The following is a 22,521-nucleotide window of genomic DNA, read 5'->3' as shown; positions in this document are numbered from 1 at the left end:
TGCCTCCTCATCCCCGTTGCGAGGCTCTAATGGACAGAACCGGCGAATGGATCGATGATCTCAATACCCTCTACCCTGCGCCCGGGGACATCTTTTGAGTAGAGCGTCCTCGCGCCTGCATCCAGGGCCGCACCAACAAGCATAGCGCCCCAGAATGACCAGCCTTGTTCAATGTGGAGTCTCTGAGCAAGATCGAGCGTCTGCGCCGATGGCAGAACCAGCCTCAGGAAACCGAGGTACTCGCGCAAATACTGCCATGCCTCAGCCTGGCTGAAACCGTATACGATCAGCTTCCGGGAAGCTGCGATGAATTCGCAGGCCGCCTGCCAGAGCAGAATGCCATCGGTCCGGTTTCTCGGAGCAGGCGGGCCGCGATCGGCTGGCGCACCTTATCCGCCTTGTTACAGGAGTATATCAAGACGTTCGTGTCAAACGCGGTCATGCAGCTCGTCGCGGGTGGGCATGGGGCCCGTATAAGAGAACTCTGAACGGGACACGTGGTCGAAGAACCGATCCAGGGCTGCGGTGTGATTGGTGTCTGCCTGCTCTTCTATTGGCTGGATAATCACTTGCACCCGCTGCTGATCAGGCAAATCGAGCTTCTCCTCAGGCTTGAAGACCCCGTCTGCGTAGATAGCTTTGGTCATGTGAACCATACAACTATTACAGTCTCTCCTGGCATGCCAGAGCAAGACTGCAGGTCCTCAATGCGACCGGTGGACGACCGCTTGTTCCGCATCCCGCGAACCATTCCTTTCTTGCCGCGAAAGAGGGGATTCTTGTTGCATAGAAACGCTCTGGCCCCGCGGCCTTGCCAGGGTTATCCTCACACGATCCGGACCGGCCCTCGCATGGGCGAAGCATCACCGACGAGGTTGTCGGTTTGAGGCTCACTGCGTGCCGGAGAATGTCAATTCGGCGAGTATGACAAATGGCATCATTCGCTCTGCTGGTCATCGTCTTTCTCGTCCTCAGTCGCGCACCTTGAGGTGCGTCTCATCACTGATTGCTCTGACCTCCGGAGCGTACATGGCCGAGCCGGCGGTCGGCAGGGCGTGGAAAGCATTTCCTGGGAGTACGCGTGGAGAGCGCCTGCATGCGGTGAACACTGCTATCGCGATGTGATCATCAGTGGTGGAAATCGCTTGTGGCGGTTGCAGGCTCGTAGCACGACCTCGGTCATCATGTCAAGGAACATCGGATCGTCATTGACGGTCTCGGCCCGAGCCATGGGCAGGCCGATCTCGCGGCACAGGTCGCCGACCTTCACGTCCAGGTCGCACAATACCTCGATGTGATCACAGATGAACCCGATCGGCGAGACCACCACTGCTTCAAGTCCCTTTTCGTGCTCGGCCTTCAGGTAATCGTTGATATCCGGTCCGAGCCACGGGTCCTGCGGAGGACCGCTGCGGCTCTGGTAGACCAACGCCCAGTCTCTGCGGCCAAGATCTTCGGCAACCATCCGGGCCGTTGTCTGCAACTGCTCGCGGTAACGGCAACTCTCGGCCATCGCAACGGGAATACTGTGAGCCGTGAAAACGATCCTTGCCTTGGGCCGCAGCGGCGCCTCAAGCCTGTCAATCGCAGCCCGAACCTGCCGAGCCAGCGTGCCGATGAAGCCAGGATGATCGTACCAACTCTCCACATACGTGACTTCGACGTCGGGAAGACCCAGCTCCGCAAGACGTCGTCGGGCCTCGCGCACGTTCTCCTTGTACTGCCCGCAACTGGCATACGAATGATGGGCGGCGGTGATGAAGCCGATCGCCCGGCGAACCCCCGCCCGGCTCATCTCGGCCATGACATCCGCCAGATAGGGATGCCAGTTCCGCATGCCCACGTACACGGGCAGCTCAACACCCGCGTCTGCCAGACGTTGACGCACCCCGGCCGCCTGACGCCGGGTGATTTCGGTGATCGGCGATACCCCGTTGTATCGCATGTAGTTGGCGATAATGGCCTCGACGCGGCCAGGCGGGGTGGGCCGGCCACGAAGTATGTTGTCCAAAAAAGGACCAACGTCTTGAGGACCTTGTGGTCCGCCAAACGACACAAGCAGGACTGCGTCGAATGGACCGCGACTCGATTCGCTTCGAATCATGGATCCTGACCCGGTAGCTGCCTTGCCATCTGCAGGCGACAATCCTACCAGTTATCGGACAACCGGTCACGGACGCATTTCCCGAACCGAAAATGCCGCTATAATGGGCGGAAGCGCGCCCTCAAGCATCCCCTTGTTCAGGGCAGCCACAGCTACGGACTTGTCTCAAACGAAGGACGCTCGATTATGAGGAAGTCTCTTTGCGTATCAGCGATCATTTCAGCCCTCGCGGTTTGGGTTTTGACCTGCGCCCTGGCGATTGGGGCTCAAGAACCACCCGGCATCGTCCCGCCCGCAACGACCGGCGGCGGCACACCAAGAATCGAGATCGCCGAGCCGAAACACGACTTCGGCAAAGTCTGGGTGGGTGACAAGTTGGAGCACGCCTTCAACATCCGCAACGTCGGTGACGCCGAACTGAAAATCCTGGCCGTCAAGCCCAAGTGCGGCTGCACGACCCCGGCGGGGTACCCGAAAACCATTGCCCCCGGCTCCTCGGCCGATTTCCTCTTCCGCCTGAACGCCGACCGGTACAGAGGAGACTACTCCACCACGATCGACGTCGAGACGAACGACCCGCTAAACAAGATCGTCCACCTCACCCTCTCCGTCCATATGCAGCACCACCTTGAGGCCAATCCCTCCTTTGTGCTTTTCGACAAGTTGCGGCCTGACGCCAGCGCACAGACAACCGTCATGTTGACGAACAAGACCGACAAGGAGCTCAAACTGGCGACCCGGGGGCTGCTCCCCGCCATGCAGGTCTTCACGTGGGAGCTCAAGGAGATCTCGCCCGGCAAGACCTATCAGCTTCTGGTGTCCGCCAACCCCCCTTACCCCGGCAAGCGCAACCAACAGACCATTGAGATCGACCTCGGCATCGAGGGCATTCCTCCCGTAAGGATACCATGCACCGCGGTTGTGCCCGAACGACTCGACATCGAGCCGCGGATGCTGTTAGTCCCTGTCGATAGCCGGCCGAGGACTCGCGTCATCGCTTTCACAAACAACAGCAACAACGACGTCAGACTGCTGGAAGCCGTCTCGGCAGACTCGAACATTGCAGTGAATGTCAGCACCCTCAAGCCCGGCAGAGACTATCGCGTCAATCTGACGTTCCCGGCGAACTACGTGGCGCCCGCCGAAGGCACGTTCATCACGCTGAAGACCGACGACACGGAACAAGCGGAAATTAAGATCCCCGTTCGCAGCCCTGCGACGGCCACGCGGCCGACGGGCGCCCCCCCCGACGTTTTCGCCGACGCCCAGCGGGCTACTCTCAGTCCACAGGCTGCGGAGACACCGTCAGATTCACAGCCGGCCATGCAGTTGATCGGAATACCGGCGCCGGTCATCAATGCCGCCACCTTTGACGGCCGGCCCCTTCAGATCGGCGGCCCGGCAGGCAGGGTCAGGCTGCTGACTTTCTACACCTCGTGGTGCGGCTATTGCAGGCAAGCCCTTCCCGGTGTTGAAGATCTCCACAAAAGATACAAGGATAAGGGCGTTGAGGTGCTGGCCATCAACCTGGACGTGCGCACGGGCAGGCAGCCACGTACCGAAGAACAGGTCTTGGCCCACTACAAAGAACTGAACTTGTCCATGCCCATGATTATGGATCCATACCAGTTGATCGGGCCGAGGTTCCGGGTCAGGAGCCACCCGACATTCGTTCTCATCGGCAAGTCCGGAGTCGTCGAGGCAGTCCACTTCGGACACACCGTGCCCTTCGGTTCCACGCTCCCGACGCAGATCGACCTGCTCCTGCAAGGCAAGACTCGCTCCGACTTCCCGCCGGCCGTCGCCGAGGCCCTGCCGCCGGCCGCAACTCAGCCGACCGCCACCCAGCCGGCGGCACGCCGCGACCCGGTCATGGAACTCGTCGGCAACCCCGCTCCTTCGGCGACCGTGAAAACCATCGACGGCAAGGAAACCAAGATCGGAGCCGGAAGCGAACGCATCCAACTGTTGGCCTTCTATGCGTCCTGGTGCGGGTTCTGCAAGAAAGCCATGCCCACGGTCGAGCAGATCCACAAGGATTACGGCAACAAAGGTATTGAGGTGATTGCTATCAACCAGGACAGCCGCGAAGGAGCCCGAGGCAGAACGGAGGACCAAACGCTGACCACATACAAGGAGTGGAATCTGTCCATGCCGATGACCATGGATCCGAGGCAGGCGATCGGCCGGCAGTTCAAGGTCAGAGGTTACCCCACCTTCGTCCTTGTTGGCCGAAGCGGTATTGTTGAGGCCGCTCATGTGGGAGCCGCCCCGACTTTCGACTCGACCGTGCGAACCGAGCTGGATCTGCTGCTGAAAGGCAAGAACCGCGAGGCCTTCCCGCAACAGCCTGCTGCTCCGGTCGCCACCCAACCAGAACAGCGAGACCCGGCGATGCAGCTCACAGGCAAGCCGGCACCGTCAGTGTCGGCCCAGACACCTGACGGCAAGGAAATCAAGATCGGCAGCGCCAACGGCAAGGTCCAACTCCTGGCCTTTTACGCCTCCTGGTGCGGGTTCTGCAAAGCCGCCATGCCCGCTGTCGAGCAGTTGCACAAAGAGTTTAAGGACAAGGGCGTCGAAGTCATCGCCATCAACCAGGATGCCCGAAGCGGCCGCGGAGCCAGAACCCAAGAGCAGTCGCTGGCAACCTACAAGGAATGGAACCTCTCCATGCCCGTGACGATGGATCCCGACCACAAGATCGGCGAGCAGTTCTTGGTCCGAGGCTACCCCACCTTCTTTGTCGTCGGCAGTAACGGAAAGGTCGAAGCGGTCTACGTCGGCGGCGGAGCGGTGTCGGGTGGCACGGCTCGTTCCCTGCTCGACTCTCTTCTCAAAAACAAGCCCTTAACAGGAACACCCGGGGCCGGCAGCGGAGCACCGGCTGCATCCCAACCAGCCACCTAGAAAAACCGCCGACAATCGCCCACGCCCCTCTCCCATCCCAGCTCGCCCGCTCGCCACGGGCGATCAGAACCGGCTCGTTTCCCAAGTCAAGTGACTTTAGCAAAAACCCGAGAATGCGGACCTCTGGCAGCCCCGGTCTTCTGAAGTCATAACCCATTACCCAACAATGAGATATGACGACCAGAGTCCCCTTCCTCAAAAAAAGATTCCGGACCGCAAAATTATATCTTACGGTTGGGGCGACGTTTCGACCGGCCGGCCGACAGTCGGCAAGTCGATCGTCGGGACAAGTGCACGCGAAAACCGGCTCGGGTCACGGGCGGAACGTCCGCTCGCCTCCGGCCGGGAAGGGTGAGACAGCGACGGCGGGGACGGCGACGCGCGCTCAAGCGGTCCGCCCCGGCCAGGGCTACCCTTTGCGCGCCATTAAATGGGGAAACGAAGCAATGTCCATGACCATTGGTTCCAACGCGGGGCTCTATCAACTCCTCCACACCATGAACCGCCTGGAGTCCGAGCGAGCCGTGACCATGGCCCGGCTTTCGACAGGCCGGCGCATCAATCGTGGCGCCGATGACCCGGCCGGGCTCATCGCCCTGAACTCGTTACGTTCCGAACTTGCGTCCGTCGACGCCGCCATCAGCGTTAACACGAGGAATCAGTCATTCTTGAATGTCGCAGACAGCACTCTGATGGAAATCGGCAAACTGACGGCCGAAATTGAGGGACTCGTGGTGGCCGCACAGGGCTCGACGGTGACCACCGAGGAAAAGGCCGCGTACCAGGCCCAGATTGATGCAAACATCGAGGCCATCGATCGACTGGTCAACAACGCCGAGTTCAACGGGCAGAAGATCTTTAATGGTGAAAACCGCATCAATGCCACAACCGATGACGCCGACGCGATCAAGGATATCAAGGTCCACAGCCGCAACCCGAGCGTGACGGGAAACATATCCCTGAGCGTCACGATCAGCACCGCGGCCGCTTTTGCCTTTTCGAATTCGTCAACCGGATATAATCTGGCAAGCGCTTTGTCAGGTGACGCCGTCATCCAGGTGACCGGCAAGCTCGGAACAGCCGTCATCACGCTGACCAGCGGATCGGACAGCGCCGCCATCCTGGCGGCCATCAACGCCGAGAAAGAAACGACGGGCGTCAGCGCCTTCGCCGGCGACAGCGGCAGGCTTACCTATGCATCCACCGAAAAGGGCTCGGAAGCCTTCGTCACCGTCTCGGTCATCTCCGGGCCCCAAGCCATGGTCACCAACGGCGGCACGACGAAGGTCACCGGCTCGGATGCGGTGGTCAGCATCAACGGTCAGAGCGCGATGGCCTCCGGCACCGAGGTTTACTACAACGGAAATGGACTTAGCCTCAGCTTCACGCTCAACGACGACACGCCCGACACCCATACCGTCACGGTGATCGGCGGAGGCGCCGTCTTCAGGCTGGGAACGGATCTCAACTCGCGGACTGCCCTTGGCCTCCAGGGAATGAACACCTATGAACTGGGCCGGGCCGATCTGGGATACCTCAGCTCGCTCAAGAGCGGAGGTGCAAACTCCCTGATCGCCTCAGGCAGTAAGGCGCTCGCTATCGCCAAGGAAGCCGGTCAACAGGTTGCGGTCATGGCCGGCCGCATCGGCGGGTTCAACAAATACCAGATCGGATCAACGCTAAACGCTTTGAACGTAGCCAAGGAAGAGCTGTCCGACGCCGCCGGCCGGATCGGGGATACCGACTACGCCCTCGAACTGGCGACACTCGAACGCCAGAATATTGTCATGGAGGCGGCTGTCTCGCTCCTGAGCATCGCGAATTCTCAGGCCAGAAGCGTGTTGAACTTGCTGAAATAGGCGCGTTCCGGTAGCCGGCAGGCGTTCAAGCCAAGCCGAGACCGGCGGAAATGGGGACCAGACAGGCTTGCTTTCCGGAGGGGTGCTGCCGTCTTGCCGGCCCAAGAGGGGAGAGCGGTCGGCACGGCGGATAGCCGGGGTGCGGGGGAAATGCCCCGGCCAGAGTCAACTCGAAGGAGAGAAGTACCGAAAGGCCGGTGGCAACACAAGCCACACGGCCTTTCGCGTTTTCCCGACCACAGAAAAGTTGCATCCAGCCTGCCGGTTTCTACACTACTTGCCATGGTCAACTACATCCGGCTACTGCGGCCCGCCGATTGGATCAAGAACGTCTTCGTTTTCGCCGCATTGCTGTTCGGCAAGCAGTTGGAAAACCGCCAGGCGGTGATGCTCTCGCTCTTGGCCTTCGTAACGTTCTGTCTGGCTTCCTCGGCCGGCTATGTGTTAAACGACATCCTCGATCGCAAGCGCGACCGTCTCCACCCCACCAAGAAAGATCGCCCGTTGGCCTGTGGGACCGTATCCGTGGCCTCGGCATCCGCCATGGTTGCGGTGTTGGTTGCCCTGTGCGTCATCTTGTGTTGGTTGACCCTTCCACCAGCATTCTGGTTGACCGTGGGCATCTACTTGGCCTTGAGCTGGACGTATTCCGTGGCTCTCAAGCACCGGATGTTGCTGGACGTCATCGTCATCGCCATGCTGTTCGTTCTCCGGGCCATCGGCGGTGCGGAAGCCATCAGCGTCGAGGTATCGCCCTGGCTGCTCACATGCACGTTCATGCTCTGCCTGTTCCTTGGATTCGGCAAGAGACGCTGCGAGGTAGCGATGATCGACAACAGCCACGCCATGCGCGGCCACCGGCCCCTCCTCGTCCGGTACACGCCGGATTTGCTCACCCACCTGTTGAGCACCTCCGCGGGCGTAACTATCATCACCTTTCTCCTGTACACGCTCGACACCACGAGAAAGTCGCCTTTCGAGGCCACCAAGCAGAACCTCATCTACACGCTGCCGCTGGTGGTCTACGGCGTCTACCGCTATGCGATGCTGATCGAGCTGGGCAAGGGAACGGGACCAACCGACCTGATCCTTAAGGACGCCCCCTTTCTGGCGGCCGTTCTGCTCTGGGTGCTCTCGGCCTGGGCCATTCTCTATGGCTTCCCTCAACTCGGCATCACTCTCCCGAGCCTCACGACCGCCCCGGCCGGCTAGTTGACCACACGCATCGCCACTTTTCCGACGGCTTGGCCGAGGGAAACCTGAGGGTACTTTCAGAACCGGGACCCTCGTTCGGCAACACGCCCGTGCCTGCCCGGCGCGGCCCGCTGACCAAGCTGCAAGGGAGCGGTTCCCGTGCGGTGTTGACCGCTTGGCGGCTTGGCCGCTCATTCAAGCTCGGACATTCTGAAAGAGTCGTCCGCGCTGTCACCGACCCCCGCCCCCCAGACACGGCGGTTGGCCCATTTGACTGCCCCGATTCAAAGAATAGAATCAAGATGGAAGGTCGCTGATGCCGACCTGTAGCGGACCGGGCAGTGACCGCCTTTCTTCGTCCCTTCGGGCGCGAGCTACTTCGGTCTTGGCGGAGTCATGAAGTTGGTTCTCGGGTTCCGCGTCCGCCGCGAGAAGCCCACGGCGGGTTGCGGGGTCAGGCCGGCGACCGAAGGCCTTGGCGCCTTCAGGAAAAAGTCGAGGATCGCACATAGTGCGAAGCTGATTGTGGTCAGGAGTTGATCGTGGCGACGTTTCTGGTCCTTCAGGGACCCGACAAAGGACGCACCTTCCGAGTAATGAGCGAGTCCGCGGTTATCGGCCGCAAGGGCGACCAGATCCCGCTGTCGGACCGGACCGTGTCGCGCCGCCACGCGGAAGTCCGCCCGGAAGACGGCAGTTGGGTCCTGGTCGACCTGCAAAGCGCCAACGGAACATACGTCAACGGCGTGCGCGTTCGCGACCCGGTTCGTCTCAAGCACGGCGATCAGATCAAGCTCGGCTCGACGCTCATCATCTACAGCGGCGATCAGTCGATGGAAAAGCTCAGCGGATCCAGTATTCCGTCCGACATGATCGACCTGAATACCAGCGACCTCAACATGGACTCGGCCATCCTTGCCAGCGTGGGAGCCGACGATTCCATTATCATCGCCGGCCCTGAACTGGCTGACGCCGCCCGTGCCTGGCGCGTGATGTCGGAGCTGACCAGCGCCATCGGCGTCATCATCGACCCTGATCAACTGCTGGAACGCGTGATGGACGTGATCGGTGAGGAGCTTCCGATCGACCGCGGCTTCATTCTCCTTTACGACAAGAAGGGAGAGGAGCTGGTGCCGCACGTGGTGCGGTATCGCCGCGGCGTGCGGGCCCGCAAACAGAAGATCACCACGTCGCACCGGATCATTAAGCACGTCCTCGAACACCGCGCTGCCGTCCTGTGCACGAATGCCATGACCGACTCGCGGTTCGCCACCGATGCCGGCCAGGACAGCATCCACGATTTCGGGCTGCACTCGGTGATCTGCGCCCCCATCATGGTGCGGGACCTTCTGCTTGGGGTCATCCACATCGACAGCACGGCCACCACCCACACCTACACCGAAGAGCAGCTTCGGCTCATGAGCGCCATCGGCCAGATGACCGGCCTGGCCATCCAGAACGTCCGGCTGGTACAGCAGCAGATGCAAACCGCCCGCCTCGCCGCCACTGGCGAAACCGTCGCCTATCTGTCGCACTATATCAAGAACATCCTGCAAGGCATCCAAAGCGGGGCTGACTTGGTTGATATCGGCCTCGCCAGGCCCGACCTGGAAACGGTGAGCAAGGGCTGGGAGATCGTCAACCGCAACCTCGACCGGATCCTCGGCCTGACCACCAACATGCTTGCCTTCAGCAAGCAGCGCGAACCCAACCTTCGCCAGACGAACTTCAACAAGATCGTTCAGGACGCCTTGTCGCTGGTGCAGAAAAAGGCCCAGGAACATAAGGTCGTCCTCAAGGTCCAGCTCGAAGAGTCACTGCCCCCGATTCCGGTGGACGCCGACGGAATGCATCAGGTGGCCCTCAATATCATCAACAACGCCATTGAGGCCGTCACACCAGGAGAAGGCGTGGTCACCGTCAGCACGCGGTTCAATACCGAGACCGGCATCGCGGATCTGATCATTTCGGACAACGGGCCCGGCATCGAACATGACCAGATCGAGGAGATTTTTGAGCCGTTCAAATCGACCAAGGGGCATGGCGGCACCGGCCTCGGGCTGGCGGTGGCTCGCAAGATCGTCCGCGAGCACCACGGGCGGATCGTCGTCGACAGCCGCGTCGGCGAAGGAACCGCGTTCATCATCCGCTTGCCGGTTCAGGAACTCACCCGCGAAAGCGAAGAGACCTACTCCACGATGGAGTAGAGATGCTGTCCAACCTCACGCAAACCAGGCGGCTGCGCGGATACCGGTGCGCCACGGCATTCAAACAGGGCAAGACAACCGGCAAAGAGCTACGGCGTGTTCAACGGCAGGAGTGTGTCAGTGGTCATGTCGTATTCGATCCGCGTCTTGAGTCGCAGAGACATGCCGGCCATCGTTGTAGCCAGGGCGTGATAGAACGCAGCGTCGATCGAGGCCCGGGGCTGCTTCCGCGAACGGACGCATTCGAAGAAATCCACCATGTGATCGCCGTCCGGCTCGGCCTTCAACATGACTCCCCCCTGCCTCCGCTCCGGAAGTCGCCGGTTGGCGACAACCGTCAACTCCGGCACACCATGCGTCCCGGGCTTCATCACCACTTCGCCAAGGCCACCCTCGCCATAAGCGACTCCGGCATGCAAATCCAAGGTTCCGTTGGTGCCGTAAAAGGTCAGGGTGCGCCCGTTCGCCGAATTGCCCAGCCGCATGTGGTAGCTGAAAATGCAGCCGCCAAGGTACTCCACCAAGCAGTGGGCGGTGTCAGGATTGGACCGGCCGTCCTTCCACACAAGAACCCCCCCGGTCGCGATCGCGGCCTTCGGCACGTCATCCAGCACTAAGTTGACCAAGTCCACCGCGTGACTCATGAACTGACAGAAGATCCCCGTCGAATAGGGCCAAAAGAGCCGAAACTCCCGGTACTTGCGAGCATCAAAAGGAACCTCAGGCGTATACGAGAGAAACTCTTTCCAGTCCGTGTCCTTTTCGCTGAGCGAGGTCTCCGAGCCGGGAATCCGCCACCTCTGTTCAAAGAGCGAATTCGTCACCTCCACAAATGAAACCTTTCCTAGCTTACCGCTCCGGATGAAGTCCCTGGCAGCCCAGGGTAGACCCTCCGCCCGACCCTGGGTACCCGCCTGGACAATCCGCCCCCGGGCCTTCGCTGCATCGCGCGCGAGCTTTATCTGCTCAAAATCACAGCCGAACGGCTTCTCTACGTACACGTCCTTGCCCGCTTCAACGGCTTGACGGGTATGTGGGGCATGCTGGAAGTCGGCAGTCGCAACGACCAAGGCATCCACGTCTGCCAAGTCGCAAATCTCAGCCAGATACCTGCACTTGCGCGGCCGGCGCCCCGTAAGTTCCTCAATATAGTCCGCCCCGGCGTCACGAGCGCGGTTCCAGATGTCGCAGACGGCGGTCAGTTCAACGTTCTGCTCGGTCGCGAGCTGGCTGATCCACCTGGCTAAGGCCAGACCCCGATTGCCGGCTCCGACGATGCCAACGGAAATGCGATCATTCGAACCGAGCAATCTTTCGGCCGACTGGGCATCAAGTGTCGTTAATCCGACAGTTGCCAGCCCCGCCGATTTCCCAAGCAGCGCACGTCGGGTCAAGCCTGCTCTTGCCATAGGGCCTATCCCCCTGTTGCGGTCAGCGCCACGCCGTGAATTCAGTCGTCCAACGAACCCAGCAGGTCATTCTACAACTCGCGACCCGGTTTTGGAAAAAAACGCAGTCCGTTCCGAACCGCTATCCCCCGCCCGAGGTCCTGACAGCCGGGAAGCGGACAAAGCGACGCCGATGCGAATGGAATGTCGTGGATGTCCGTCCTTTCAACGCTCACCGCGATCGGCAACCTTCAGAACAGACGTACTTTGTGCGGCAACCGTTTGACACTCCGATGAACCGGGGATATGCTTATTCCGGTCGATGGACTGCGGAGCGGCCGATCAAGCACCACCGTCCAGGCGGCTCGGCACAACAGCCCAGAAGGGCGGTGCCGCGATCCGGCGCTCCCTGCCCACGGCTGTCTCGAAACCGGACCGAAGCGTCGAGGCGCACCTTAATATGGCGCGAAGGTTCGGGGACTCTCAAGACCGGCGGGGATAGAGGTGATAGGTTCTGCCGACGCCGGGGCCATTTGGGTGTGCTGTCAGGCGCGGTAGCAGCATGGACAGTGAGGACCATGGCGCGTGCGCTGCGGCGTCTTCCTCGAGAATGAGACTCGTCTCTCAATCGAGGGACAGGATGTCGGCCCGCACTTGCCCGTGTCCCTTCTGTTTGGGGCGTTTGAAGCTCCGTGCGTGAGGTTGGTCCAAAACTACGATCCTGTCGCTCCGATGGGAGTATCTGAGCCATGAGAGTCCTGATGCTTGGTTGGGAGTTTCCTCCATTCATCTCTGGAGGATTGGGTACCGCCTGCTACGGGCTGACCAAAGGTATGAGCGAGATCGGAACGGAAGTCCTGTTTGTGCTGCCTCGACCCGTGGAGGCCAGCTTCGCGACGCACGTTACCCTCTTGACCCCCCTGGGCGCCGGCTCATCCATGTATCGCATCGAGGGATTTAAGAACATCCTCTTCCGGACGGTCGATGCCGGGTTCGGTGTGTCCGCTTATCAGGTGGCCGCGGCATTGGCCGCCTCCCGACAGGGACAGCCTTCAGGATTCCTGAAGGTACCCAAGGGAGAAACCGTCGGGCGGCTTGGCGAAGAAGCTGCAAAGCTGGCCGGTACGGCCACGACGCAGCCTGCTTTCAGCGGCGGGCAGTACGAAGGCGACATGTTCGCGGAGGTCGAGCGATACACGCGCTTGGCAACACAAGTGGCCATGCAGGAAACGTTCGACGTGGTCCATGCCCACGACTGGATGACCTACCGCGCGGGTATTGCGGTCGCAGCCCTAACGGGTAAGCCTCTGGTGGTGCACGTTCACTCGACGGAATTCGACCGCAGCGGCGAGCACGTCAACCAGCGAATCTACGACATCGAACGCCAAGGCATGCACATGGCGACCAAGGTCATCGCCGTCAGCTATCTCACCCGGAACATCATCATTTCCCGCTACGGCGTGCCCCCCGAGCGCGTTGAGGTCGTGTACAATGCTATCGACCTCAACGGCAATTCGCTGGGAATCACCCCCACCGCCATTGACCGCAACGAGAAGCTCGTTCTTTTCCTGGGCCGGATCACCATGCAGAAAGGCCCTGAGTATTTCCTCCGAGCCGCCAAGAAGGTTCTGGAGGTGATGGATAACGTCCGCTTTATCATGGCCGGCTCGGGAGACATGGTTCGCGGCATCATCGAGATGGCCGCCGGCTTGGGAATCGGCCACAAAGTCCTGTTTACCGGCTTTCTCCGCGGTCCCGACGTCGAGCGCGTCTTTCGCATGGCCGATCTTTACGTCATGCCCAGCGTCTCCGAACCGTTCGGCATCGCCCCGCTCGAAGCCATGTCCAACGATGTGCCGGTGATCATCAGCAAGCAATCGGGAGTCTCTGAAGTCCTGACCCACGCGCTGAAAGTCGACTTCTGGGACATCAACGAGATGGCCAATAAGATCATCGCGGTCCTCCGGCACCCGTCACTGCAGAACACGCTGCGGCAACATGGACGAATCGAAGTCCAGAAGCTGTCTTGGGCGGACTCAGCCAAGAGATGCGTCGAAATCTACCAGGACGCCTTGGGCTGGTCGGCCAACTGACGTCGTACCCAATCCGCCGTCCAGCGTCCCTTTACCACGCGACCGAGTCAGACCCGCCCATCGGCCTACAACGACAAAGATCTTATTCTGCCCATTTTAACATGACCGTACCTTCGGGATGGTCGCCGAAGCACCCTGTGTTCCGAGAGGGCTGTTCGAACCACCACCGAGTTGGCCAAGGGTGCGTGACAGCCTGGACGGGTATGCCGACCGGTCCAGGTTGGGCGATCGACCCCGTTCAGCGGGGTTCCCGCCAAAGCCCGGCCCTCATACGGCCGGTTGGTGGTCGCCTGCGGTTCTTCTTCCTTCCTTATGGTCTCAGCCCGTTTCAACGGGCTTACCGGACAAGGACAGGCCCCTTAAAACGGGCTGGATGGGAGGAAACGGAGAGAAGAGGAATGATTGCCTGGCCGCAAGCCGGCCATAAACAGGCCGGCCTATCTGCCCTTAAGACCGCTGAAATGGTCTGCTTTCGGCTTGCGTTCACGACAACCGGGTCAGCCGCGAGGAGTGCCACCGCTTCTGTCACGCACCCGTCGGCCAAGCCCCCGTCGCACCGATCTTGGCAATCAGACCCACAACGGCTATACTGGTTGTTTTCCGGGTTCGGAAACCGCTATCGACCGGCCAAACGGCGGTCGCGAACCGAAACCGAACGTGCAATTGGGAGTCGGCAATGACGTCGCAAGTAACGCCCGGTCAATGGATTAACGTGAGAGTCACCGCCCTGCCGAAATCGGTGGCAGGCCGTAAGACGATGGTTCGACTTTTCGAAAAGGACCGCAAGGTCAAGGCGGAGCGCGCCCGGCTCGCTCGTTCCCGTAAACCCTCATCCCATCGGCGAGGCGGTCGTCAGTGGTGGGACCGTCCCCCCCGGCTTCAAATCGTTTCCACGAAGCCTGGCGCCACTTACAGGATCTTCGGTTCGGTCGATGTCCTGCGAGAGCTGGAAAGTCTCAAGGAGTACGTTGAGATCAGCCCGGCCTGACGGTCCGGTCGCGAAACAGAAATCATAACCTCGGACTCTGCCTGTGTGAGCCCCCGTCAATCAGCAAGCACTGGCAGAGTCCGGGTTTTTCTCCCGGTTGGCCTTCGGTCCGGACAAGGCGACCGGGTATCCTGGTCGGTCTATTCAAACCCCGTTTCCGCGATTTCGACGGCCCGGAGCAGGGCTTTCGCCTTGTTGATGGTTTCCTTGTATTCGAGCTCGGGTTGTGAGTCGGCCACGATTCCTGCGCCGGCTTGCACATAGACGGTGTTTTTCCCGAACACGTCACCGGGCGTGATCACCATGGTCCGCAACGCGATACAGGTATCCATGTTACCCGAGAAATCAACGTAACCGACCGCCCCGGCATAGGGTCCGCGGAGCGTCGGCTCAAACTCGTCGATGATCTGCATAGCCCGGACCTTGGGGGCTCCGCTGACCGTGCCCACGGGCAACGTCGCCCGCATGGCGTCAAAAGCAGTCAAGCCCCGCCTCAGTCGGCCGGTAACCGTGCTGCTGATGTGCATGACGTGGCTGTACCGCTCGATCGACATGACGTCGCGGAGTTCCACGCTACCCAATTCGGCAACCCGCCCCACGTCGTTTCGACCGAGGTCGACCAGCATGATGTGCTCCGCCCGTTCCTTGGGGTCTGCCTTGAGTTCGGCTTCCAGGACCTTGTCTTCCTCTTCGGTTCGACCGCGACGCCGGGTCCCCGCCAACGGACGATTCGTGATGACACCATCCTCAACCCGGCACATGATCTCCGGCGATGAACCAACCAGCATGACCCGGGGGCTCTTCAGAAAGAACATAAAGGGAGAGGGATTGACTACCCGCAGGGCCCGGTAGATGTCGAACGGGTCAGCCTTGGTCTTCACGCGAAGTCGCTGCGACAGAACTACCTGGAAAATGTCCCCTGCCCGGATGTATTCCTTGCACGCCTCGACGGCCTCCTGAAAGCCGTGCGCCTCGAAGTTGCTCGTAAACGGAATTGTCGGGTCGCCCAGACGGTCAATGTGGCCGGTTCGGGTCTGCCGGGGCCGGGTCAGCCGTTTGACTGTCGCGGCGACGCGCTCGCAGGCCTTCTCGTAACCGGCTCGAACCCCGTCGATCTCGACGTGGGCGTGGCTGATCACCAGGATGGTCTTTACCACATGATCGAAAACCACCATGCTGTCATACAAGCCAAAAAGCATGTCCGGCAGGCCCCGGTCGTCTTTGGGCGGGTTCGGCAGCGGCTCGTAGTAGCGCACGATGTCGTATCCCGCATAACCCACGGCCCCGCCGGCGAAACGAGGCAACTCCGGCAAATGGACCGCCTTGTAGCCTTCCAGGGTACGGGCCAGCCGTGCCAACGGATCAAGGGATTCCTCGACAGACTGGCCGCCGGGACCGTCCAGCGTGATTCGGCTGTTCTTGGCCTCGAAGGTCGCCTGCGGATCAGCCGCCAGGAACGAGTAGCGGGCGATGTTCTCTCCGCCGACCACGCTTTCCAGCAGAAACGCATGTGGGCTCTCCTCAGCGATAGCGGAGAAAGCCGTGACAGGGGTCAGATTGTCCGCCAGCAACTGACAATACACCGGGATGGTGTTGCCGCCGGCGGCCAAACGCTCGAAGTCCGTGAAAGTCGGCAGGATTTTCAGCATCGCGTCATAGTATCCCTTGAGGTAGTCAGCGGTCAACGGTGTGGACGACGTCATTCAGACGGCTCAGGTTGCCGGTTGCCGTAGAATATGACCGGGCCGGACGCAGGCCAAGGCACGATGCCCGCATGCTTGTGCCCGGCAGCCGCCGGACCACCCGCAAGGCCGCCACCCGCCGGCGATCCGTGTCGCAAGTCCTTGACAGGACGGGGAGAAGGGCCTGAAGGGTCCGCTTTGCCTTGACGATATATATGAAGACGCCTAACATTGAAGCGTCCTCCCGGGTATTGCAAGACAGGTACTGGGTATGTTGTGCCAGCGGTGCAAGAAACAGACGGCAACCGTTCACCTGACGGATCTGGTCCAGGGCGAGAAGCGAGAACGGCACCTCTGTGAAGACTGTGCCAACGCTGAAGGCGTCGTGGTGAAGCAGAACGTCTCGATCAACGACGTTCTCAATTCGTTTCTGATGTCCCAAGCCAGCATCCAGGAGATGGCCCGTCTCAGATGCCCCGAATGCGGAATCACTTTCGTCGAGTTTCGCAACCAGGGTCTGTTGGGTTGCCCAAACGACTATGACGTCTTCGGCAAAGCTTTGACCAGCATCATCGAGCGGGCACAGGACGGTCAGACGCGACACACGGGTAAGACACCAGGCCAAGTGGTCCGGATCGACCCGGTTCAACAGGAGAGATTCCGGCTTCAGCGCGAGCTGCGCGAGGCGGTGGAACGTGAGGACTACGAACAGGCCGCCAAGATCCGCGACCGGCTGGGGGAACTGCAGTCACAATGACCATTGAAGACCTTCTCCACTCGCCAGGCGAATGGCTGAAGACCGGGGGAAACCTCGGTGACGTCGTCGTTTCGTCGCGCATTCGATTGGCCCGCAATCTGAGCGGCTTCCGCTTTCTGACCAAGGCCAGTGCCGCCGAACGTCGGGACATCGTCCGGACACTCTGCGAGGCCATCGACTCGGCTGATTTCGGCGTCGAGACCTTCTATATCGACGTCGAGAAAGCCGATCCGATCGATCGACAATTCCTGGTCGAGCGGCAGCTCATCAGCCGGCAGCACGGTGAAGGCGAGGGAAGCCGTGGGGTGGCGGTCGGAGCAAGCGAACAGATCTCGCTGATGATCAATGAAGAAGACCATCTGCGGATGCAGGTGCTCCGGCACGGGTTGGATCTTGACGCCGCCTGGAATCAGATTGCCGGCATCGATGTCGCTCTGGAGGGGCTCGTCAAGTTCGCCTTCCACGAGGACTATGGCTACCTGACGGCCTGCCCGACCAACGTCGGTACCGGTCTGCGGGTCTCGGTTATGCTGCATCTCCCGGCCCTCAAAATCACCAACGAAATCGAAAAGGTTCTGCGCGCCGCCAAGGACATGCGTCTGGCGGTCCGCGGTTTGTACGGTGAGGGAACCGAGGCCCTGGGCGACTTCTTCCAGGTTTCCAACCAGGTAACCCTCGGCCGAAGTGAGGAAGAAATCCTCACCGATTTCAAGAACAACGTGATCCCGTCCATCGTCCGCTACGAGCAGGAAACCCGAAAGGCTCTCAAGAAGGATCGGCTGACCGCCCTCGATGATAAGATCTGGCGGGCGTTCGGCATACTCTCCAATGCACGGGCCATCAGCAGCGAGGAGGCGTTGTTCCTGCTGTCACACCTGCGACTCGGCGCGGTCATGGAGCGCATCAAGCACATCGATCTCAGCGTGATCAACGATCTCTTCCTCTTCACCCAGTCAGCCCACCTGCAGAAGCGATGCGGGAAGCGGCTCGACGGTGAGCAGCGCAGCATTCTGCGCGCCGATTACATCCGCGAACGCCTGGCCAAGGCCCAACCAAGTACGAATTGAAAAAAGCATCCGGATAGCCAAAACCGCCGGGCAAGCAGGCGCCGCTTTGATTGCCATGCGGCTTGCGTGCGAGGATCGCCTCCTCCCGAGCAATTCGACTGCGGTTGCCTTTGCCGAGAGATGGCGGCTCGCCCCGACGGAGCTCGGTACGTTCCGCTCAGCAGCGTATCCCGAACATGGGCCCCGTCTTCGCAGTCGATCGGTGGCGGTTGTGTTTCTGCGCCTTCGACGGGGCGGTTTGTTGACGAGATCTGCGGTTGGATGGTATTCATTGGGGCGCCGCGTTCAGTGGTTCTCTCGGTACTTCAGGTGGCATCGAGGTTCAAGCCATGCGCATAAGCATTTCTCCGTCGCCGATCACGATTGTTCCGTGGTTCATGCTGTTCTCGACGCCGACCGTATGCGGCGAGGAGATTCGAGGGCGCTTGTACGATCCCACAGGCGGGTGGAAGGAGTTGTTCGTTTGGACCGGCCGGGTTGGAGAAAACCGCCTCACCGGCAATTTCACCGACATGGGCGGCTACTTCAGCATCGGCGTTTCGGAACCGGGCACCTACACGGTCGGTTTCTCGCGTCGCTTCGGCCTTGGTCCGGTGATCTCACCCGGAGTAGCGGTCGAGCACGGCAAGACGGCTTATGTCCTTCTGCTGCAATCGTGGCCTTTGGATGTTCGCGGCGGCAAACAACGACTTGAAGGTCACAAAACCTACGCTCAAAGCTTTGTCTCACGAGGCGAGTGTGTCCGCAGAGCGCGGCTGGACGTGGACGAACCCGCAGGTACCGAACTGATCTACGCCGTGCGCGAAAGCCGTCCCGACGGCCGCCAGATAGGGCCTGATAGTGCCGACGGGCAATGGCCGCCGGGACAAGTCCGTCTTGCCCGCGACAAGACCTGCTTCCTCACCGTTCGCCGCAAGGATGGCCAGGCACTGGCCGTCCTCACGACAAAGGCCGACAAAACCCACATGGCATTCGCCGACGGCCAGGAGATTACTGACGCGATCATTTGCGGACGCGTTGTGACCGACCGGACGGGTATCATCGTTGACAATTTCAAGGCCGAGGGCGAGTTTTTCGGTCCGTGCAAGTCGGGTTTCTGTCAAACCTTTGTGGCTCGCGGAACCGGCCTGGCTATGATCGATTTCATCCCGGCGGTTGGCGGCGGCCGCCGACAGACGACTCGATACACCGTCCGGATCCTGGAAGACGGCCCCGGAGGTAGGCAGGTGGGCCCCACGAAACTTTCATCGGGAAGCGACATGATTCCAAGCGCAGCCCTCGGATTTGAGCTTCGTGCCGTGCTGTACGACCGCGCAGAGCTGCCGCTGGTCCCGGGCCGCAAGTACTGCATCGACATTGTTGGAGAGCCAAAGAGCTTCCGCATCACGACGCATCCCGGCAACCTCATGGACGGCGAGTTCCTGATGGATGGCCGGACGGTATCGGACCGTTGCCTGGATGCCACAATCATCGAGTATGAGCCGGATGACTGTCCGCCCCCTTCGGCGCGTAATCTCCGCGCGGACTTGGCGGGAACAGCGGTGCAACTCTCTTTCGATGTCCCTGCCGACATGGACGTCAACAGCGCGGCCATTACCCGTTCCGCAGGCACCAGGACAAAGCAACTGGCAAAGCTCTACTCGTGCCCCGGCCGCATGGCCCTCTATGTGGATCGCTCAGCCGAGCCGAATCAGACATACGTGTACCAGGTGGAACTCGTCGATGCCGCAGGCAACAAGTCCGAAGCCGTCAGCACCCGGGTGGAAGTGAAGCCGCTGACGCCTGAAAGCAATCTGCTGATCAACGGCGACTTTGTCGCCAGCACGTCCGCGTCTGGCGGTCTTTGCCCGGGATGGGATACGGCCGGCTTGGCTCAAAACGCCCGCTGGTCGATCCAATCGCCCGGAAAGAAAGGGGATTCGTACGCCATCAGCGCCTGGCAACAATGGTCAACCTATGACGTCGTGACATACCAGAGAGTCCCGGTGGTCAAGGGCACAACATACCTCTTGAGCGCAATGACCAACCGTAAAGAGCCGTTCAACGACGGTAATGTCAACGAGACGACCCTCGTGGGAATCGATCCGCTTGGCGGTTCCGATGCCTCAACGGATTCCGTCGTCTGGTCGTCGGCCGAGTATGCACCTGACAAATGGACGCTCCAGAAGGTCCGCGCAAGAGCCGAGGCCGACACGATCACGGTGTACTTGCGGGCTCGCTCGCTGCAACCAGGCTTCGGAATGGAAGGCTTGTTCTCGAAGGCCAGTCTCAAGGTCGCGACTGATTCTCCCGGAGATGCGAAATGAACCCACACGTTCTCGTCGCGTGCGCGGCAGTGCTGAGTGCTGTCCCGGTAACGCCAGGGGTCGGCGGTGACGTACTGATGAACTGGACCAGCCGGTATGGTGACTGGTCGAAGGCAACGGAGACGGGCGAGGTCCCGTCCAACTGGTACAAGACGCCGGCCAACGGTCGGGTCTTTCTGAGAAATGTACCGGCCGGAAACCACACCTTCGGCGTCTCTCGAGCGTTTGGCTTCGGACCGCTGGTCGTGCCGAACGTGGTTGTCGCGGATGGCAGAACCACTCTGCTCGATATGCGCTTTCATACCGATTACCATGCGATACCGGGGGACAAAACACTGAAAGGCTCGGTGTTCACTCAGTCCTTCGTGGCCAGAGGTGATTCGATCATAAAGGCGGCGGCGCTGTTCGCGACCGCGCCGCAGGCCCGCAGCGTGAAATACACGATACACGACGCCGGCCCCGACGGCCCGCCGGTGGGGCCGACCGCTCTTCGGCCTCCCAATCTGAACGCTCTCGTGGCTTCGTGGTGTCACGGACAAGTCCCGGTGACACCCGGGCGGCTCTACTGTCTCCGCGTCGAAGGTACAAAAGGAACGCAACTTGACCTCCGGCTCAGCGACTCCGCCGACCCGATGCTGCCGTTGGTGGTCGACGGCAAAATGGTTCCCGGCGCGTCTCTGGCAGGCTGGGTTGAGTCAGATCCGCCCGGCCTTGTCTCGACCATGGTCTGTGTTGAAGGCAGGATCAACCCAAAACCCGACAAGGAACGCTGCAACGCCGAGTTCGGCCAGACATTCATAGCCCGGGGCAAAGGACTCGCGATGATCGACTTCCGCCCCCAGGTTCCCGACGCCGACGGCGAAGTCACGATCGAAATCGTCGTCCGACAAGGAGGCCCCAAGGGAAGAGGATTCGCCCACCGGAACGTCCGCGGCCCCAACGGTTCCGTGCTTCAAGCCGTCTGGCCGCCGGGCGAAGTCAGGACCGTTTCCGGCGAACAGTATTGCATCGAATTACGCAACCCTGCCGGGGGCGGCTTCAAGATGTCCACGGTGGCGGGCGTCCTCTATCCCAGCGGCTGCCTGGCGATTGACGAAGTTGAGGTCTCACATCTCGACGCAGACATGAATATTGTCGAATACGGAGACGATATCCATCCCCCTGCTACTCCGCGTTCTCGAATCCTGTCCGGCGACGGCCTGGCCAGGATTGAGTACGTCGCCCCAGGTGACCCGGACGTTCGCAAGCTGCAGATTCGCGGCCGCATCGGTCCCCATAACGAGAACTGGCCGGTAAGCGTCTCCGAGAACACCTTGCTTGCCGAACTGGATGTATTACCCGGCGGAACCGGTGTGTTTCATCTCTTCGGCCTGGAGAACTTCAACACCTATTCCTACGCAGTCTACGCCGTGGATGTAAACGGGAATTACTCGAAAGCCCGCGTGGATTCCTCGTTCCCGGGCAAGGGGCCTGTGATTCCGCCACAAGCCACCGTGCTGAACGCCGATTTCGCGAACGTCGCGGCAATGGGAACGCGAGCCGAGAACTGGGACGTTCGCATCGGCGGCGGCGATCCGCTGTTCCAGGGCTTTCGAGACCGCGACGGCATTACATCGTTCGGCTGGAGATGCAACGAAGATACCAAAGCCTGTCTCCTGCAAACGGTCACACTGCATCCGCGCCGCACGTACGAACTTGCCGCTAAGGCAACGGCCACCGGTACGGCTTCCGCCACGATTCGCCCTGACGACTTCCTGGACGTGACGCCCGTTCCCTTATCCTCTGAGTGGAAGCTGCTCACGACCAGGTTCACCGCCAAACGGGCCGATACCGACATCATCCTCTGGGGTGAAACGGCGGCCGGCGCAGAGATCCGGTTTACCGAGGTGCGGATTCGAGATTTCACAACGGATTAGCCCAAGTTGAACACTTGTGAGCCAAAAATGGCCTTAGCGATAGCGCCAGG

The 22,521-nt window shown here is 60.7% G+C and carries 14 protein-coding genes; 10 read left to right on the top strand and 4 right to left on the bottom strand.

Annotated elements, in window-relative coordinates; translation table 11 throughout:
- Positions 1 to 428: 428 nt before the first annotated feature.
- Together PLL20_04765 and hemH are read right to left on the bottom strand one after the other, a co-directional pair.
- Positions 429 to 647, bottom strand: coding sequence for an antitoxin family protein (locus tag PLL20_04765; protein ID HPD29282.1), 219 nt, complete (start codon positions 645 to 647; stop codon positions 429 to 431).
- 464 nt (positions 648 to 1,111) lie between these two features.
- Positions 1,112 to 2,104 carry a ferrochelatase gene (gene hemH / locus PLL20_04760; protein HPD29281.1) on the bottom strand — a complete coding sequence of 331 codons (993 nt, stop codon included), beginning with the start codon at positions 2,102 to 2,104 and terminating at the stop codon, positions 1,112 to 1,114.
- 186 nt (positions 2,105 to 2,290) lie between these two features.
- Here hemH and PLL20_04755 point away from each other — a divergent pair, with 186 nt between their 5' ends.
- The 4 genes from PLL20_04755 to PLL20_04740 all read left to right on the top strand — a co-directional run bounded on the left by PLL20_04755 (position 2,291) and on the right by PLL20_04740 (position 10,274).
- Entirely contained in the window at positions 2,291 to 5,014 is a 2,724-nt protein-coding gene (locus PLL20_04755; GenBank protein HPD29280.1) for a redoxin domain-containing protein, read from the top strand.
- 446 nt (positions 5,015 to 5,460) lie between these two features.
- A complete protein-coding gene (locus PLL20_04750; protein HPD29279.1) occupies positions 5,461 to 6,873 on the top strand; it encodes a flagellin in 1,413 nt (470 codons plus the stop codon).
- A gap of 282 nt (positions 6,874 to 7,155) precedes the next feature.
- Complete coding sequence (locus PLL20_04745) at positions 7,156 to 8,085, top strand: decaprenyl-phosphate phosphoribosyltransferase (protein HPD29278.1); 930 nt, start codon at positions 7,156 to 7,158, stop codon at positions 8,083 to 8,085.
- Positions 8,086 to 8,609: 524 nt separating this feature from the next.
- Positions 8,610 to 10,274 carry an ATP-binding protein gene (locus PLL20_04740; GenBank protein HPD29277.1) on the top strand — a complete coding sequence of 555 codons (1,665 nt, stop codon included), beginning with the start codon at positions 8,610 to 8,612 and terminating at the stop codon, positions 10,272 to 10,274.
- An 89-nt stretch (positions 10,275 to 10,363) separates the two neighbouring features.
- Here PLL20_04740 and PLL20_04735 read toward each other — a convergent pair whose 3' ends face one another.
- Positions 10,364 to 11,683, bottom strand: a complete 1,320-nt coding sequence (locus tag PLL20_04735) for a Gfo/Idh/MocA family oxidoreductase (protein HPD29276.1) — start codon at positions 11,681 to 11,683, stop codon at positions 10,364 to 10,366.
- Between the two features lie 728 nt (positions 11,684 to 12,411).
- On the opposite strand from PLL20_04735, the gene PLL20_04730 reads away from it, so the two are divergent.
- Both PLL20_04730 and PLL20_04725 read left to right on the top strand, forming a co-directional pair.
- The gene (locus PLL20_04730; protein HPD29275.1) at positions 12,412 to 13,755 is read left to right on the top strand and encodes a glycosyltransferase; all 1,344 of its coding nucleotides are present in this window, start codon (positions 12,412 to 12,414) and stop codon (positions 13,753 to 13,755) included.
- A 676-nt stretch (positions 13,756 to 14,431) separates the two neighbouring features.
- Positions 14,432 to 14,743, top strand: a complete 312-nt coding sequence (locus PLL20_04725; GenBank protein ID HPD29274.1) for a hypothetical protein — start codon at positions 14,432 to 14,434, stop codon at positions 14,741 to 14,743.
- A gap of 140 nt (positions 14,744 to 14,883) precedes the next feature.
- Here PLL20_04725 and trpE read toward each other — a convergent pair whose 3' ends face one another.
- Complete coding sequence (gene trpE, locus PLL20_04720) at positions 14,884 to 16,392, bottom strand: anthranilate synthase component I (GenBank protein HPD29273.1); 1,509 nt, start codon at positions 16,390 to 16,392, stop codon at positions 14,884 to 14,886.
- A gap of 304 nt (positions 16,393 to 16,696) precedes the next feature.
- Here trpE and PLL20_04715 point away from each other — a divergent pair, with 304 nt between their 5' ends.
- From PLL20_04715 to PLL20_04700, 4 genes are all read left to right on the top strand, one after another.
- Entirely contained in the window at positions 16,697 to 17,182 is a 486-nt protein-coding gene (locus PLL20_04715) for a UvrB/UvrC motif-containing protein (GenBank protein HPD29272.1), read from the top strand.
- Positions 17,179 to 18,249, top strand: coding sequence for a protein arginine kinase (locus PLL20_04710; protein HPD29271.1), 1,071 nt, complete (start codon positions 17,179 to 17,181; stop codon positions 18,247 to 18,249). Before PLL20_04715 ends, PLL20_04710 begins: the two co-directional genes overlap by 4 nt.
- Before the next feature lie 329 nt (positions 18,250 to 18,578).
- The gene (locus PLL20_04705) at positions 18,579 to 20,555 is read left to right on the top strand and encodes a hypothetical protein (GenBank protein ID HPD29270.1); all 1,977 of its coding nucleotides are present in this window, start codon (positions 18,579 to 18,581) and stop codon (positions 20,553 to 20,555) included.
- Positions 20,552 to 22,471: a carboxypeptidase-like regulatory domain-containing protein gene (locus PLL20_04700; protein HPD29269.1), complete on the top strand. Its 1,920-nt coding sequence runs from the start codon at positions 20,552 to 20,554 to the stop codon at positions 22,469 to 22,471. Before PLL20_04705 ends, PLL20_04700 begins: the two co-directional genes overlap by 4 nt.
- Positions 22,472 to 22,521: the final 50 nt, after the last annotated feature.

The sequence above is a fragment of the Phycisphaerae bacterium genome (assembly GCA_035384605.1).
Taxonomy (GTDB): Bacteria; Planctomycetota; Phycisphaerae; order UBA1845; family PWPN01; genus JAUCQB01.
This window is presented reverse-complemented; position numbering and strand designations above follow the sequence as displayed.

Bases quoted from the DNA above. Each gene is read 5' to 3' on its own strand.
- PLL20_04765 (HPD29282.1), bottom strand. From the start codon at position 647: ATGACCAAAGCTATCTACGCAGACGGGGTCTTCAAGCCTGAGGAGAAG.
- hemH (HPD29281.1), bottom strand. From the start codon at position 2,104: ATGATTCGAAGCGAATCGAGTCGCGGTCCATTCGACGCAGTCCTGCTT.
- PLL20_04755 (HPD29280.1), top strand. From the start codon at position 2,291: ATGAGGAAGTCTCTTTGCGTATCAGCGATCATTTCAGCCCTCGCGGTT.
- PLL20_04750 (HPD29279.1), top strand. From the start codon at position 5,461: ATGTCCATGACCATTGGTTCCAACGCGGGGCTCTATCAACTCCTCCAC.
- PLL20_04745 (HPD29278.1), top strand. From the start codon at position 7,156: ATGGTCAACTACATCCGGCTACTGCGGCCCGCCGATTGGATCAAGAAC.
- PLL20_04735 (HPD29276.1), bottom strand. From the start codon at position 11,683: ATGGCAAGAGCAGGCTTGACCCGACGTGCGCTGCTTGGGAAATCGGCG.
- PLL20_04730 (HPD29275.1), top strand. From the start codon at position 12,412: ATGAGAGTCCTGATGCTTGGTTGGGAGTTTCCTCCATTCATCTCTGGA.
- PLL20_04725 (HPD29274.1), top strand. From the start codon at position 14,432: ATGACGTCGCAAGTAACGCCCGGTCAATGGATTAACGTGAGAGTCACC.
- trpE (HPD29273.1), bottom strand. From the start codon at position 16,392: ATGCTGAAAATCCTGCCGACTTTCACGGACTTCGAGCGTTTGGCCGCC.
- PLL20_04715 (HPD29272.1), top strand. From the start codon at position 16,697: ATGTTGTGCCAGCGGTGCAAGAAACAGACGGCAACCGTTCACCTGACG.
- PLL20_04710 (HPD29271.1), top strand. From the start codon at position 17,179: ATGACCATTGAAGACCTTCTCCACTCGCCAGGCGAATGGCTGAAGACC.
- PLL20_04705 (HPD29270.1), top strand. From the start codon at position 18,579: ATGCGCATAAGCATTTCTCCGTCGCCGATCACGATTGTTCCGTGGTTC.
- PLL20_04700 (HPD29269.1), top strand. From the start codon at position 20,552: ATGAACCCACACGTTCTCGTCGCGTGCGCGGCAGTGCTGAGTGCTGTC.